14 protein-coding genes and 1 pseudogene are annotated in these 12,560 nt (G+C 66.6%); 7 read left to right on the top strand and 8 right to left on the bottom strand.

The annotated features are described in order from the left end of the window. The 3 genes from PMI15_RS02300 to PMI15_RS02310 all read right to left on the bottom strand — a co-directional run. Nucleotides 1–519 (bottom strand): HlyD family secretion protein (locus PMI15_RS02300; protein ID WP_007863239.1); only part of this gene is annotated, 519 nt, incomplete at its 3' end. Beyond that, entirely contained in the window at nucleotides 516–1,976 is a 1,461-nt protein-coding gene (locus tag PMI15_RS02305) for an efflux transporter outer membrane subunit (RefSeq protein WP_036837212.1), read from the bottom strand. The genes PMI15_RS02300 and PMI15_RS02305, both read right to left, overlap by 4 nt. Before the next feature lie 225 nt (nucleotides 1,977–2,201). Beyond that, nucleotides 2,202–3,029, bottom strand: a complete 828-nt coding sequence (locus PMI15_RS02310; RefSeq protein WP_007863243.1) for a L,D-transpeptidase — start codon at nucleotides 3,027–3,029, stop codon at nucleotides 2,202–2,204. Nucleotides 3,030–3,284: 255 nt separating this feature from the next. Between PMI15_RS02310 and PMI15_RS02315 the strand changes: the two genes are divergently transcribed. The 6 genes and pseudogenes from PMI15_RS02315 (at nucleotide 3,285) to PMI15_RS02340 (ending at nucleotide 7,759) form a co-directional block, all read left to right on the top strand. After that, nucleotides 3,285–4,271: a zinc-dependent alcohol dehydrogenase family protein gene (locus PMI15_RS02315; RefSeq protein ID WP_036837214.1), complete on the top strand. Its 987-nt coding sequence runs from the start codon at nucleotides 3,285–3,287 to the stop codon at nucleotides 4,269–4,271. A gap of 70 nt (nucleotides 4,272–4,341) precedes the next feature. Then, nucleotides 4,342–5,703 carry an MBL fold metallo-hydrolase RNA specificity domain-containing protein gene (locus PMI15_RS02320; RefSeq protein WP_007863247.1) on the top strand — a complete coding sequence of 454 codons (1,362 nt, stop codon included), beginning with the start codon at nucleotides 4,342–4,344 and terminating at the stop codon, nucleotides 5,701–5,703. Between the two features lie 112 nt (nucleotides 5,704–5,815). Then, nucleotides 5,816–6,316, top strand: coding sequence for a universal stress protein (locus PMI15_RS02325; protein ID WP_007863250.1), 501 nt, complete (start codon nucleotides 5,816–5,818; stop codon nucleotides 6,314–6,316). A 131-nt stretch (nucleotides 6,317–6,447) separates the two neighbouring features. Further along, complete coding sequence (locus tag PMI15_RS02330) at nucleotides 6,448–6,855, top strand: hypothetical protein (protein WP_007863252.1); 408 nt, start codon at nucleotides 6,448–6,450, stop codon at nucleotides 6,853–6,855. A gap of 44 nt (nucleotides 6,856–6,899) precedes the next feature. Further along, nucleotides 6,900–7,211, top strand: a pseudogene (locus PMI15_RS02335) (isoprenylcysteine carboxylmethyltransferase family protein); the annotation flags it as partial. 59 nt (nucleotides 7,212–7,270) lie between these two features. Continuing rightward, the gene (locus PMI15_RS02340; protein WP_007863262.1) at nucleotides 7,271–7,759 is read left to right on the top strand and encodes an SRPBCC family protein; all 489 of its coding nucleotides are present in this window, start codon (nucleotides 7,271–7,273) and stop codon (nucleotides 7,757–7,759) included. A 98-nt stretch (nucleotides 7,760–7,857) separates the two neighbouring features. Here the strand turns inward: PMI15_RS02340 and PMI15_RS02345 are convergent, their stop codons facing one another. From PMI15_RS02345 to PMI15_RS02360, 4 genes are all read right to left on the bottom strand, one after another. Beyond that, the gene (locus PMI15_RS02345; RefSeq protein WP_036837209.1) at nucleotides 7,858–8,670 is read right to left on the bottom strand and encodes a hypothetical protein; all 813 of its coding nucleotides are present in this window, start codon (nucleotides 8,668–8,670) and stop codon (nucleotides 7,858–7,860) included. 301 nt (nucleotides 8,671–8,971) lie between these two features. Further along, entirely contained in the window at nucleotides 8,972–9,379 is a 408-nt protein-coding gene (locus tag PMI15_RS23905) for a BLUF domain-containing protein (RefSeq protein ID WP_007863266.1), read from the bottom strand. A gap of 154 nt (nucleotides 9,380–9,533) precedes the next feature. After that, on the bottom strand, nucleotides 9,534–10,388 hold the full coding sequence (locus PMI15_RS02355) for a pirin family protein (RefSeq protein ID WP_007863268.1): 855 nt from the start codon (nucleotides 10,386–10,388) through the stop codon (nucleotides 9,534–9,536). Then, nucleotides 10,385–10,969 carry an NADPH-dependent FMN reductase gene (locus PMI15_RS02360; protein ID WP_007863271.1) on the bottom strand — a complete coding sequence of 195 codons (585 nt, stop codon included), beginning with the start codon at nucleotides 10,967–10,969 and terminating at the stop codon, nucleotides 10,385–10,387. Before PMI15_RS02360 ends, PMI15_RS02355 begins: the two co-directional genes overlap by 4 nt. A gap of 125 nt (nucleotides 10,970–11,094) precedes the next feature. Between PMI15_RS02360 and PMI15_RS02365 the strand changes: the two genes are divergently transcribed. Next, nucleotides 11,095–12,024: a LysR family transcriptional regulator gene (locus tag PMI15_RS02365; RefSeq protein ID WP_007863272.1), complete on the top strand. Its 930-nt coding sequence runs from the start codon at nucleotides 11,095–11,097 to the stop codon at nucleotides 12,022–12,024. A 16-nt stretch (nucleotides 12,025–12,040) separates the two neighbouring features. Here the strand turns inward: PMI15_RS02365 and PMI15_RS02370 are convergent, their stop codons facing one another. Next, a complete protein-coding gene (locus tag PMI15_RS02370) occupies nucleotides 12,041–12,295 on the bottom strand; it encodes a hypothetical protein (protein WP_007863273.1) in 255 nt (84 codons plus the stop codon). Nucleotides 12,296–12,560 lie beyond the last annotated feature (265 nt).

Raw genomic sequence — 12,560 nt, forward strand, 5'->3', positions numbered from 1 at the left:
GGCGGTTGTGGCCTGCGCGGCGCGCACGCGGGCGCGGTCGTCGTCCAGTTCCTGGTCCGAGGCCGCGCCTTCGCGGGTCAGTATTTCCGAGCGGGCCAGCCGGCGCTGGGCACTGTCGAGATCGCTCTCGCGCTGCACCACGCCGGCCAATGCCGCCTCGCGGTCGCTTTCACGCACCGCGACCTGCGCCTCGGCGCTGGCGACGGCGCTGACGGCCTGCTGCTGCCGGGCGAGGGCCTCGTCGCGCTGCGCGTCCAGCGTCTGCACCTGCATGTGGGCCAGCAATTGCCCGGGCGAGACAAACTCGCCCTCGCCCACCAGGATGTCCTGCACGCGCCCGCCCAGCTTGGTGGCGATGTCGATCTCGGTGGCCTCGATGCGGCCGTTGCCGCTGGCAAAACCTTCGCCGGGCCCGGCCGGGTACAGCGCGCTCCAGCCGTAGGCCATGACGACGGCCGCGGCCAGCGCGGCGGCGGCGCCCGCTGCCAGCCAGGGTTTGGGGGGGAGTTTCAAGGTCATGGGTGTCCTGCTTCGCGAGGGGAAAGGGGGTTTGCCGGGGCGCCCGCAAGGGTTTCGGAAGGATCCGGCCGGCCGCCGCCCAGCGCGGCATAAAGACCGATACGGCTTGACAGCAAGGCGCGCCGCAGTTGCACCACCAGCTGGCGCGCGGCCAGCAGGTCGCGCTGCGCATCCAGCACCTCCAGAAAGGCGGCGGCGCCGTTGTCGTAACGCAGCTGCGACAGCCGCGCGCGCTCGGCCTGCGCGGCCAGCGTGCCGGCGGCCACGGCCTGTTGCCCGGCCAGCCAGCGGCCCGCCGCGAGCGCGTCGGCCACGTCGCGAAAGGCCGATTGGATGGCTTTTTCGTAGTTGGCCACGGCGATGGCCTGGCGCGCTTCGCTGGCATGCAGGTTTGCGCGCAGCCGGCCGCCGTCAAAAATGGGCAGCGAGACGGCCGGTGAAAACGTCCAGGCCCGGCTGCCCGTGCTGAAGAGGCCGTCCAGGCTCGCGCTGGCCGTGCCCAAAGACCCCGTCAGGCTCACGCGCGGGAAAAACGCCGCCCGGGCCGCTTCGATGTTGGCGTTGGCCGCCAGCAGACGGTGCTCGGCCGCCATGATGTCGGGCCGCCGCAGCAGCAGGCCGGAAGGCAGGCCCGGATCGAGCTCGCGCAGCAAACCCATGTCGGGCAGCGGCCCGGCGGCCGCCAGCCAGGGCACCGGTTCGCCGACCAGCAGGGCCAGGGCGTTGAGCTGCTGCTCCCGCGCCTGGGACAGCTGCTTGCCCAGCAATTGCGCCTGGTCGTGCAGCACCTGTGCCTGCGTGAGGTTCAGGCGCGATGTGGCGCCGGCTTCAACCCGCCGCCTGAAGATGCGCAGCGTTTCGGCGCGGCTGGCCAGGGTCTGGTCGGCGATGGCGATGCGCTCGTCGAGTTCGCGCAGGCCCAGGTAGGCATCCGCCACCTGCGAGACCAGCAGCACCGTCACGGCATCGCGCCCCTCCTCGCTGGCGAGATAGCCCTGCTGCGCGGCTTCATCCTGGCTGCCGAAACGGCCCCAGAAATCGGGCTCCCAGCTGGCGGCGACGCCGGCCTGGTACTGGCTGGTCACCATGGGGCGGCCGCTCAGGCTGAGGTCCGCCGGCACACGCGCGCGATCCCCGCCGGCCTGCGCGGCAAAGGCCGGCAAGGCATCGGCATGCTGCAGCTGCCAGAGCTGGCGGGCCTCGGCGACACGCAGCGCGGCCACGCGCAGGTCGCGATTGCCGCGCAAGGCCTGGGCGATCAAGGTTTGCAGCGAGGGGTCGGGAAAGTATTCGCGCCAGCCGACGGACGCGGACAGCGAAGATAAAGGCGTGTTCGTCCCAGGATACTGGCCGGGCACAGGCATGACAGGCGTCGCCACATCGGCGGCTGGCCCGGCACAACCGGCGACCAGCAGGGCCAGCGACAAACCGGCGCCGGCCAGGGCGTGGGGCCGCACACCGCGCCGGCCGGGCACCGGGGATGAGAATTCCCACGCCGACAGGCCAATGCGCAGATTGTGGGAAATCGTTTTGAAATGACGGGCTCTCACAGCTGATCCTTTTTAGTCCGGCCGTGTTGCCGTCTCAAGCCAGATTAGCGGCCGCGGCCCTGGATACGCTTGCGCAAGATCAAGCAGGCCGGACATTTGGGAAAGACGTTCCGGCCGCGCATGGGCCTGGGCCTATTCGTGCGACAGCGGCGCGGCCTTGCGGTGCGGCAGGAAGGGCGGCGGGCTCCACGGCGGCCGGTCGTCACGCGCGGTTTCAAGCACGACGAGGTAGCGCCCGGCCTCGGGAACAGGTTCGCGGTCCGGCCGCAGCACCCAGAGCTGCCGGCCTTCCCGCACGGACTGCAGGTAGTCGGCATCCAGGATGGCGTGGCGGTCCAGAAAGGTGTTGAGCGTGGCGGGGATGCGGATGCATCCTTTGGACTGCGCGCTGCCCAGGCGCTGCTCCAACGCGTCCGGGTCGGTGGCATGCATCTGAAGGCGCATCTCCATCACCTTGCCGTCTCCCCAGCCTTTGGGCACGCGCTGCCAGCCGAAATCGAAAACGCGCATGCCCTTTGCCCCGTAACCGCGTATGCCGTTGGCATTCAAAGTGCCTTCGGCGCGGAAATCCGGGTTGTCCAGGCTGTGCGCGAAGACGCCCAGCGGCGTCTCGAAATGGTCGAAGCTGCCGGGCAAGCCCGTCGAGACGGGCGCCGCCCCCATGCCCGACCACTCGCCGCCAGCCGAGCGCAGCAGCACGAAAGCGGCCTGGACGTAGGGATGGCGGTCCACCACCACGAAGTACTGCGGCCCCTGCAACACAACGCCCGCTTGCGCGAGCGCCGACTCGGCAAGCCTGCCGTAGTTCGCCAGTTCGGCGTCGGGCACCTCCAGGCGCCGGTCCACTTCCGCACGGAAGGCGGCCGCGAGGCCGGCCCCGGCCTGCGCATCCTGCGCCTGGCTTGCGTGGATGGCCAGCAGGAGTGCTGCGGCCGTGGCAAGAACGGTCAGTGGGCGCATGGCTGGCTCGTCGCGGGTACGAACCCGGTGTAATGGCGCATCATTTTTTCTCCTTGGGATGCTCGCGATTTTGCGGGGCCGGTGCGCCGAGCCGTTGACCTGCATCAAACGCGGCACCGCTCAAATTCCGCGCGGTGGGTTCGTTCGCAGCGCGCTTGATACAGCGCAATGCACGACCCGTTCAAGCGCCTAAAGTATGCAGGTGGGCGTCGGCATGCCGCCGAAAGCGCCCTCCCCCACGGAAGGCCGAGCATGATGCGCGCAATGGTTCTGCATACCCCCGGCCAGGCGCTGCGCCTGGAGGAACGCCCGATTCCCGAGCCGGCGGCCGGCGAAGTGCGGCTGCGCATTGAGGCCTGCGCGGTCTGCCGTACCGACCTGCACATTGTGGACGGCGAGTTGCCGTTGCCGCGCCTGCCGCTGGTGCCCGGCCACGAGATCATCGGCATCGTCGAATCCCTCGGCGAAGGCGTGCACAGCTTGCGCAGCGGCGACCGTGTCGGCCTGCCCTGGCTTGCGCATACTTGCGGGGATTGCTCCTTCTGCCGCCTCGGGCGCGAAAACCTCTGCGACCACGCGACATTCACAGGTCATGGGCGCGACGGCGGCTTTGCAACCCACACGCTTGCCGAAGCCGCTTTCTGCATACCCCTGGCGCAGTCGGTGGACCCCGTCCATATGGCCCCCATGATGTGCGCCGGGCTGATCGGCTGGCGCTCCCTGCGCATGGCGGGCGACGATGCGGACAAGCTCGGGCTCTATGGCTTCGGGGCCGCAGCGCACCTGGTCGCACAGGTCGCGCGGCGCCAGGGGCGCAAGGTCTATGCGTTTACGCGCCAGGGCGATACACAAGCCCAGGACTTCGCCCGCTCGCTGGGTGCGGTATGGGCCGGCGCCTCGGAAGAGATGCCGCCCGAACGCCTGGATGCCGCGATCATCTTCGCGCCGGTGGGCGAGCTGGTGCCCTTGGCGCTTCGCGCAGTGCGCAAGGGCGGGCGCGTCGTCTGCGGCGGCATTCACATGAGCGACATCCCGTCCTTTGCCTACGAATTGCTCTGGGAAGAGCGGCAGCTGGTGTCGGTCGCCAACCTCACGCGCGCCGATGCGGCGGGTTTCCTGCATTTCACGGCGGCGCAGCCGCTGCGCGCCGAAACCACCACCTACTCGCTGGAGCGGGCCAACGAGGCCCTGGACGACCTGCGGGCCGGCCGGCTCAACGGGGCCGCCGTACTGGTGCCTTGACCCGCCGGCAAATACGCCCTGTCTGCGCTATGTCAAGCGCGCCGGTTTTCAGCGCGCGTAAGCTGGCGGCATGAATATCCAATTCCTCGGTGCTACCGACACCGTCACCGGCTCCAAATACCTGGTCCGGCATGTCAAATCCACCTTGCTGGTCGATTGCGGCCTGTTCCAGGGCTACAAGCCGCTGCGCCTGCGCAACTGGTCGCCGCTGCCCGTGGATCCGGCCGGCATTGACGCCGTGATCCTGACGCATGCCCATATCGACCACAGCGGTTACCTGCCGCTGCTGGCGCGACAGGGTTTCAAGGGCAAGGTGTTCTGCACGCCGGGCACGGCCGACCTGTGCCGCATCCTGCTGCCCGACGCCGGCCACCTGCAGGAGGAAGAAGCCGAATACGCCAACCGGCACGGCTTTTCGAAGCACGCGCCGGCCCTGCCCCTGTACACGCGCGAGGATGCGCTGCGCTGCCTCAAGCTGCTGCACCCGGTACCCGTCGGCAAACCCTGGCATCCGGCGCCGGGCCTGAACGCCAGCCTCACGCCTTCTGGGCATATGGTGGGCTCGTCCTTCGTGCGGCTGGACAACGGCTCGCGTTCCATCCTGTTCTCCGGCGACATAGGCCGGCCCAACGACCTGGTGCTCAAGCCGCCCGCCCCCATGGAGGGCGCCGACTACCTGGTGGTGGAATCCACTTACGGCGACCGGCTGCACAAGGACTCCGACCCCGTGCTGGCGCTGGGCCAGGTGATCAAGCGCACGGCGGCGCGCGGCGGCGTGGTGGTGATCCCGGCCTTCGCGGTGGGGCGTGCGCAAAGCCTGCTGCACTGCGTCCAGGTTCTCAAGGCCCAGGGCGTCATACAGCGCAGCCTGCCGGTCTACCTCAACAGCCCGATGGCGGCCAAGGCCACGCAGGTCTACCTCAAACACAAGGACGAGCTGCGGCTGACCTCCGCGGAGTGCGAAGCCATGGCCCACACGGCCCACATCGTCGAATCACCGGAAGAGTCCCGCCTGCTCAATGCCAAACACGGCCCCATGGTCATCATTGCCGCCAGCGGCATGGCCACGGGCGGGCGTGTGGTCCACCACCTCAAGGCCTTTGCGCCCGACAAGCGCAACACCATCGTGTTTGCCGGCTTCCAGCCCGGCGGCACGCGCGGCGCCCTCATCGCCGGCGGCGCGCCCACGGTGCGCATCCATGGCCAGGAGGTGCCGGTGCGCGCCGAGGTGGCCATGCTGGACGATTTGTCGGCCCATTCGGATGCCGCCGAGATCATGGGCTGGCTGCGCGGCTTCAAGTCCGCCCCCAGGCAGGCCTTCATCACCCACGGTGAGCCGGCCGCGGCGGACGCCATGCGCCAGCGCATAGAACGCGAGCTGCACTGGTCCTGCAAAATCCCCTGCTACCTGGAGACTGCGGCGCTGGCTTGAATGCATCCGCTGCCGGAACGCCCTTTCACGCTGCGGCTTGATGCAGGTCAAGATCGCCGCGCCAAACCCGCCAATACTGTGCTTGTCGCAACTCCAGATCGAGGCAGTCACCATGTTCAAACGAATCCTGATCCCCGTGGACGGCAGCGAGACCTCCAACAAGGCGCTGGTCGCTGGCTTGCGCATGGCGCGCGAAACCAGCGCCAGCGTGCGGCTGCTGCATGCCATCAATGAACTGGGTGCCATGGCTGCCGATGGCACTTACTCCGGCGACGTGGCCGGCATGCTGCGCGAAGGCGGCGCCAAAGTGCTGTCCGATGCCATGGCCATCGCGCAGTCGGCCGGCGTGGCGGCCGACCAGAGCCTGTGCGAAGAACCCGGCAAACGCCTGGGCGAGGTCGTGGCCGAGGCCGCCAAACTCTGGGGCGCCGACCTCGTGGTCGTCGGCTCCCACGGCCGGCGCGGCCTGGGGCGCGTGCTGCTGGGCAGCGGCGCGGAGCAGATCCTGCGATTGGCGCCCGTGCCTGTGCTGGTGGTTCGTGATGCGACTGCGGAGCATGGCGGCCGGGCCGCGAACACAGGGCGTAATGCGGAGCTTGCGGCCTCGCTTTAGCCGGGTGCGGTGGGCTCAGGCCTGCGCATAGGCCAGCGCCTGATCGTTCATGTTGATGTAGATCAATATCCAAATCTCCGCAGCCTCTAGATTACCTGTATCGCAAAAGCCATTTCTGCCGCATTCAACCCATGAAGACCCTCTTCAGCCGCCGGAACACACGCTACACCGCTAGCGTGATGCTGTTCGTTTGGCTGATGGCTTTGGGTGCCGGCATTGCCAATGCCTGCTTGCTGAGCGATGCGCACGGCCATTCCGGGTCAGTGCAACAGGTTCAAGCGACTGCGCACACCGAGGCAGACGAGCACGCACCCGACCCCGACCAGGCGATTTGCCTCACCGTGTGCGCTGCGGAACAAACAGCCGCCATCAAAGTCAAGCCTTTTGACAATGCCGCTGATTCGCAGTCGGCGCTCGTTGTGTGGGTGCCTGCGCTAACCGTTGCGCATGTCGATCTTGATGATCGGCCCACACCCTTGGCAGTTCAGACCTGGCGCGAGCCACCGGTGTCTATCCGCTTCCTGCGGCTCACCCTTTAAATCCTCGCTTCCCGGGCGTGGTGGCTCAGTGCGCAGGCGCTGGGTACCTGCTGTCCAGCGCATGGAATGTGCTGTACCACGCACAGCGCAGACACACCCTGGCGACCGCCGGGCCTTATGCCCGGATTCGGCACCCGCAGTACGTGGCCTTTGTCTTGATCCTGCTGGGTTTTCTGATTCAGTGGCCTACCCTGCTGACCTTGCTGATGTTTCCTGTCCTGCTGGTGATGTACGGGCGTCTGGCCGTGACGGAGGAAGCCGAGATGCGCGCCCGGTTTGGCGCTGAATTCGACATCTATGCGAGGCATACGCCCCGGTTCTTTCCGCGCTTCGGCAAGTCGGCCTCAGCGGCTTGAGCGGTAGCGCGCGATGTTTGCTTTTCTCCACAACGCTTTACGCTTTCGGGGGTGCTGAAATGAGTTCACAGTTTCCATTTCACCGCGAGGCCACGGTTCGTGTGGCGGCGAAACCCGAAGCAGTGTTCGCATTGCTGGACGACCCTCAACGGCTGGGGGCGCACATGGAGAAGCCCTCACTGATGATGGCGGGGGCCACCATGAAGATTGAGACCGACAGCAACAAGGGAAAAGCGCTCGGTTCGGTCATCACCTTGAAAGGACGGGTGCTCGGCATGGCCCTGTCGGTGTCGGAGAAAGTGACCGACTATGCGCCGCCGCTGCGCAAGTCATGGGAAACCTTTGGCGAAACGCATCTCCTGGTCGTTGGCGCCTATCGCATGGGTTTTGTGCTTACCCCGGACGCCGGGTCGTCAACGTTGCGCGTGTGGATTGATTACGACTGGCCCGCGGGACGATGGGCACGCTTGCTCGGGAAACTTCTGGGGCGTCTCTATGCCGACTGGTGCGTGCAACGCATGGCCATCGATGCGGTGCGTGCTTTTTGAAAGTGAAAGCCAGGGGAGCGTTGGCTGCTTGGCTAAAACTCCTTGAATCAAGGCAGCGCCTGTATCCTTGAAAAAACGCATGCACCGCACCGCCGGGCCTACTTGCCCAGCCCGATCGCCGCGCGCATCTTCTCCAGTTGCTCCGCCGTCGGCGCCACAAAGGAAAACTGCGGGCCCAGGTCCATGGCGACGGCGAGCGGCTTGGACGGTGCCGTCAGGCCCTGGAAGGCGGCGACGGCCTTCTTGGCGGCGGCATCCGGCACGCTGGCGTGCAGGTACAGGCCAAAGCCGACGCTGGTGGCCTTGGTCGGAACGACCACGAGGCGTGCCTGGTGCACCTTTTCGGAGCGCCCGGCCAGGCCCTTGAGGCTGACGCCCAGGGCGGCGGGCTCCCGGGTGACGACGCCTGCCCAGGATTGCTCCTCCCACGCAAAGACGGCTTTTGCAATCAGGCCCTGCTGGCCGACGGTGGCTTGCGGCGCGACGTCCTCCACATTGCCGCACAGGCCCTCGGCTTTGGCGATGGCCGCTTCCACGCCGGCGGCCGTGCCAAAGCATTTGGAGCGCTGTAACTGGTCCAGCACGGCTTTCTGCTCCGCCGGCGGCAGGGTTTTCAGCGCCACGGCGCCCGCGTCGGTGGCGGCCTTGCCGGCCGCGGTGATGGCCAGCACCGCGGGCTGGACCACTTCATTGTTGAACACCGCGAGCTTGTAGCCGCTCATCAGGCCGGTGACCTGGTTGGTGTAGACCCAGCAATAGGGCGTGCGCCCCGAGGCGGTGATGTCGTCCACTTTCTTGATGGCATACAGGGGCGCCTGCGGCAGGCCGGCACGGCCTATAAAGGCATGCATTTCCTGCTCGGCCACGGCGCTTTGGTAGGCGGCTTCACCGCGGAAGAGCTGGGGGTTCATATAGGCCCCTCCCTCGCAGCCTTGTGCGCGGACGGCCGGTGACAGGCAGGCGGCTGCCAGTGAAAAGGAAATGAGGGACAGATAACGCATGGTTGGCTCCCGAAGCAGTGGCGTTTGACATTGAGGCAGCTGGGCTGCAGTCACCCGAATTGGTAACCAAACGTCACAAGCACACTTCGGGCCATCATACGGACGCCCTGGCTGAAAATGCTGTCTTTTTACTGCGGGTTGACCCGAGTATTAGGCGGAAAGCGTACCTATTAGTTCTAAATCTGACACTCCGGCACCCGAACACCTCGGATCAAGGCAGCGCCTGTATCCTTGAAAAAAACACACGCATCAGGTCCGTGAACGCATCCGCCGAAACGGTTTCGTGCCGGCGGGCGTCCAGCTCGGCGATGTGCTCCATCTCCATGGGCAGCGCTTCAAGCGCCGCCATGGAGATGTTCTTGAAGATGCGTTCCTCGGTGGTCGTGATGTAGACGATGCGGCAGTTGTGGTGGCGCATGTCGGTGGCGATCTGCACATACTTCCTCAGCACCGCCTGCTCCGGGCCTTCCAGGATCTGGGCGAACACGCCACCCCCAAAAACCAGCAGGCCGGTGATGCCCAGGGGCGGGTTGTTTTTGGCCGCGCTTTTCAGGACGCCGTTCACGGCCTCTTCGTTGATGCCTTCATGGGCGTCGCTGATATAGAGCAGTCTGATCATGATGCGGCTCCCTGGCTGAACTTGCAGTGTCCGGATGGGGAAGAGATGGCTTCCCCGGGTGATGAACCCCCATCATCCCACCCCGCTCCACTTTGTGGGACAGGGTGGAGCCTTCAGGCGGAAAAAAAACCTCCGCTCAGGGGCCGGACAAAGGCTAGCCCAGGCGTCCTTCTTGCCGCAGCCGCGCTCCGATCCGCTGGATCTCGGCCTCCCCCTGGGCCAGTGCCGCCCGGCTGGTGTGCACCGAGTAATACCCCATGACCAGCTCATGCGGATGCTTGACGGCCGAGCCCAGCAGAAAAGCCGTGTCACCCCGGGCGCTGAAGTGGATGGCCTCGCCGGACTCTTCGAACACCGCGAGTTCGCCGGTGCCTATGGGGCCGCCGCTGTCGTCGCCCGCATCCAGCCGTCCCTGGTTGACCGCGACCCAGCCCACGGTGTGGCCTTCGGGCGGTGTGTAGCGCCAATGCTCGCCGTCCTTGAGTTTGACGGCCAGGTAGTTCATGTCGGCCGGCGCGGGAATCAGGCTTTGCGCCGCGCCATAGCGGCCCAGCAGCACACGGGCCGGGCCCTCTTGCGGCAGCTGTTCGGGCGAAAGGTAAAGGCTTTCGGCCGGCGCAGTTTCCTGCGCGGCGGGCAGCGCGACCCAGAGCTGGAAGCCCTGGACCGATGAATCGCTGACGGGCGCGCCGGTGTGCCAGACGCCCTTGCCGGCGCGCATCCACTCCACGCCGCCGGCCGGCAGCACGCCTTTTTTGCCGGTCGTGTCTTCGTAGCCGACCTGGCCTTCCACCATATAGGTCAGCGTGGCGATGCCCGAATGCGGGTGGAAACCAAAGCCCTTGTGGTCGGCCGATGGCGTAAAACCGAACAGGTCGAGAAACACAAAGGGTTTCAGGAATTGACCCAGATCGCCGGGGCTCACCAGCCGCGTGATGGGCCCGTGGGCACTGCCGCGCGTGCGATGCACGATGGCGCGGGCGGCCGTTGCAACAGCGGCGCCGCTCATACGGCCTCCCTGGCGGTCTTGAGCGCCCTCGCCCACCAGGCCATGTCGTCGAGCAGGCCGGTGGCGGCCTGGGCCAGGTGCGGGAAGTCTTCAAAGCTTTTGCCCTGCTGCCAGATGCCCATGAACTCGACCATGCCGATGTGCACGGCATTGCGCACGGGCGCCATCTGCAGTTCGGTGGCGATAAGGCGCAGCTGCTCGACGGCACGCGCCGCGCCCACGCCGCCATAGCCGACAAAGCCTATGGGTTTGCGGATGAATTCCTTGTAGGCATAGTCCAGCGCGTTTTTAAGCACGGCACTGGGGCCGTGGTTGTATTCGGGCGTGACGACGACCAGGCCGTCCAGCGTGGCGAGTTTGGCGGCCCAGCGCTGCGCGGCTTCGTTCTTCACGGGCGCCCAGGCGGGCGACATGGCTTCGGCGAAGAAAGGCATGGGGTGGTCGCGCAGGTCTATCAACTCGAAGGTCAGGTCGCTGCGCTGCTGGGCCAGCTTGTGTATCCATTGCGCGGGCTTGTCGCCGAAGCGGCCTTCGCGGGTGGAGCCGATGATGATGCCGATACGGGGTGTGTTTGAGCTCATGGGATGTTCCTGGAAAGCAAGGTGGGAGGCCTGGCGGCCCATGGACTGAAGATTAGGGCCACCCTCATTCATTGACTAGATGGCAGAATCGGATTGCAGCCATCCATTAAAAGAAGGAATAAGCCATGCTGGACCTCAACGACATCGCCATGTTTGTGCAGGTGGTGCGCTGCGGCAGTTTTGCCGAGGCGGCGCGGCGCCTGGGCCTGCCGGCGAACACCCTGAGCCGGCGCGTCCAGCAGCTGGAAAGCCGGCTCGGCACGCGGCTGATGCAGCGCTCCACGCGCAAGCTCACCTTGACCAGCGCGGGCCAGGCTTTTTATGAGCGCTGCGCGGGCGCGGTCGACGGGCTGGCCGAGGCTGGCCAGGAACTGGCGAGCGGCAGCCAGGAGCTCAGCGGCCTGGTGCGGGTGGCGGCGACGGCCGATTTTTTTGATTTTTTCCCCATGGAATGGGTGGCCGAATTCCTGGCCGCGCACCCGCGGGTGCGGCTGGACTTTGTGCTCAGCGACGCCCACGCCGACCTGATTGCCGAGCAGATCGACGTGGCCTTCCGTGGCGGGCCGATGCGCGACTCGGGTTATGTGGGCCGCCAGCTGCTGGGCGCGCGCAGCGACGGCATGGTGGCCAGCCCGGCCTACATCGCCGCGCGCGGCACGCCGGCCACGCTGCAGGACCTGCTGGCGCACGACTGCGTGACCTCGCCCCACCCCAGCGGCCGCACGACCTGGCGCCTGGCGGGCCCCGGTGGCGTGGAAGAGGAGGTGCAGGTAGCGGGGCGCTTCAGCGGCAACACCGCCCAGGCCCTGCGCAAGGCCACGCTGGCCGGCCTGGGCATCGCGCTGCTGCCGCCCGCCATGGCCAGGCTGGACGTGCAGGCCGGCCGCCTGGTGCCCGTGCTGCCGCAGTACCAGCGCACGAGCCACGGCCTCAGCGTGCTTTACCCGAGCCGGCGGCAGTTGCCGCTGGCGGTGTCGGCTTTTATTGCCCTGGTGGTGGACAAGCTCAGCGAGGTGGAGGCCTTGCCGGAGGTATTGAAGCCCGAACGGCGCTGAGCGGCTAATGCGGCGATCAGTTCACCGAAATGGTGTCGTCGTTCACGGTGATGTTGATCACCGCGACATTGCCGTACACGTCCACCTTGATGGAAATCTGGGTGGGGGCGGTGGTTTTGTAGACGACAAGGTCGCATATTCCTTCCGCCACGTTTTGCGACTGGCCGAAATTCGCGGTGCCGTTGGCACCCCACCTGACGGCGCCCACGGTCACGGCAGTCGTGTTCTGCGCCTGGGTTCCACCCACAATATTAACGGTTACAGCAGTCATATCGTTCTCCATCTGGTTTGAGGAATATGTGAATCCGCTGATCCCACACGCTGGCGGGCCAGGGAGAAACCACTGTAGGACGGCGTCTGCCGGAAAACCATTACGAAGGATTACGCGTCATTCAGCGCGGTTGGGCCGATTGCGCCGATCACGCGTCATTACGCGGGCCGCAGCACGGTCGGCGGCCGGTGCAATTCGGGTGCCGGGTGAAAGGCGGCCGCCTACGCAGGCAGGCTGTGGATGCGGCGGCTAGCGCTCGCCCGCC

Origin of the sequence: Polaromonas sp. CF318, from assembly GCF_000282655.1 — a bacterium.
Lineage (GTDB): Bacteria > Pseudomonadota > Gammaproteobacteria > Burkholderiales > Burkholderiaceae_C > Polaromonas.

Coding starts and splice junctions, on each gene's coding strand:
- PMI15_RS02310 (WP_007863243.1), bottom strand. CDS start 3,029: ATGCGCCCACTGACCGTTCTTGCCACGGCCGCAGCACTCCTGCTGGCC.
- PMI15_RS02315 (WP_036837214.1), top strand. CDS start 3,285: ATGCGCGCAATGGTTCTGCATACCCCCGGCCAGGCGCTGCGCCTGGAG.
- PMI15_RS02320 (WP_007863247.1), top strand. CDS start 4,342: ATGAATATCCAATTCCTCGGTGCTACCGACACCGTCACCGGCTCCAAA.
- PMI15_RS02325 (WP_007863250.1), top strand. CDS start 5,816: ATGTTCAAACGAATCCTGATCCCCGTGGACGGCAGCGAGACCTCCAAC.
- PMI15_RS02330 (WP_007863252.1), top strand. CDS start 6,448: ATGAAGACCCTCTTCAGCCGCCGGAACACACGCTACACCGCTAGCGTG.
- PMI15_RS02340 (WP_007863262.1), top strand. CDS start 7,271: ATGAGTTCACAGTTTCCATTTCACCGCGAGGCCACGGTTCGTGTGGCG.
- PMI15_RS02345 (WP_036837209.1), bottom strand. CDS start 8,670: ATGAACCCCCAGCTCTTCCGCGGTGAAGCCGCCTACCAAAGCGCCGTG.
- PMI15_RS23905 (WP_007863266.1), bottom strand. CDS start 9,379: ATGATCAGACTGCTCTATATCAGCGACGCCCATGAAGGCATCAACGAA.
- PMI15_RS02355 (WP_007863268.1), bottom strand. CDS start 10,388: ATGAGCGGCGCCGCTGTTGCAACGGCCGCCCGCGCCATCGTGCATCGC.
- PMI15_RS02360 (WP_007863271.1), bottom strand. CDS start 10,969: ATGAGCTCAAACACACCCCGTATCGGCATCATCATCGGCTCCACCCGC.
- PMI15_RS02365 (WP_007863272.1), top strand. CDS start 11,095: ATGCTGGACCTCAACGACATCGCCATGTTTGTGCAGGTGGTGCGCTGC.
- PMI15_RS02370 (WP_007863273.1), bottom strand. CDS start 12,295: ATGACTGCTGTAACCGTTAATATTGTGGGTGGAACCCAGGCGCAGAAC.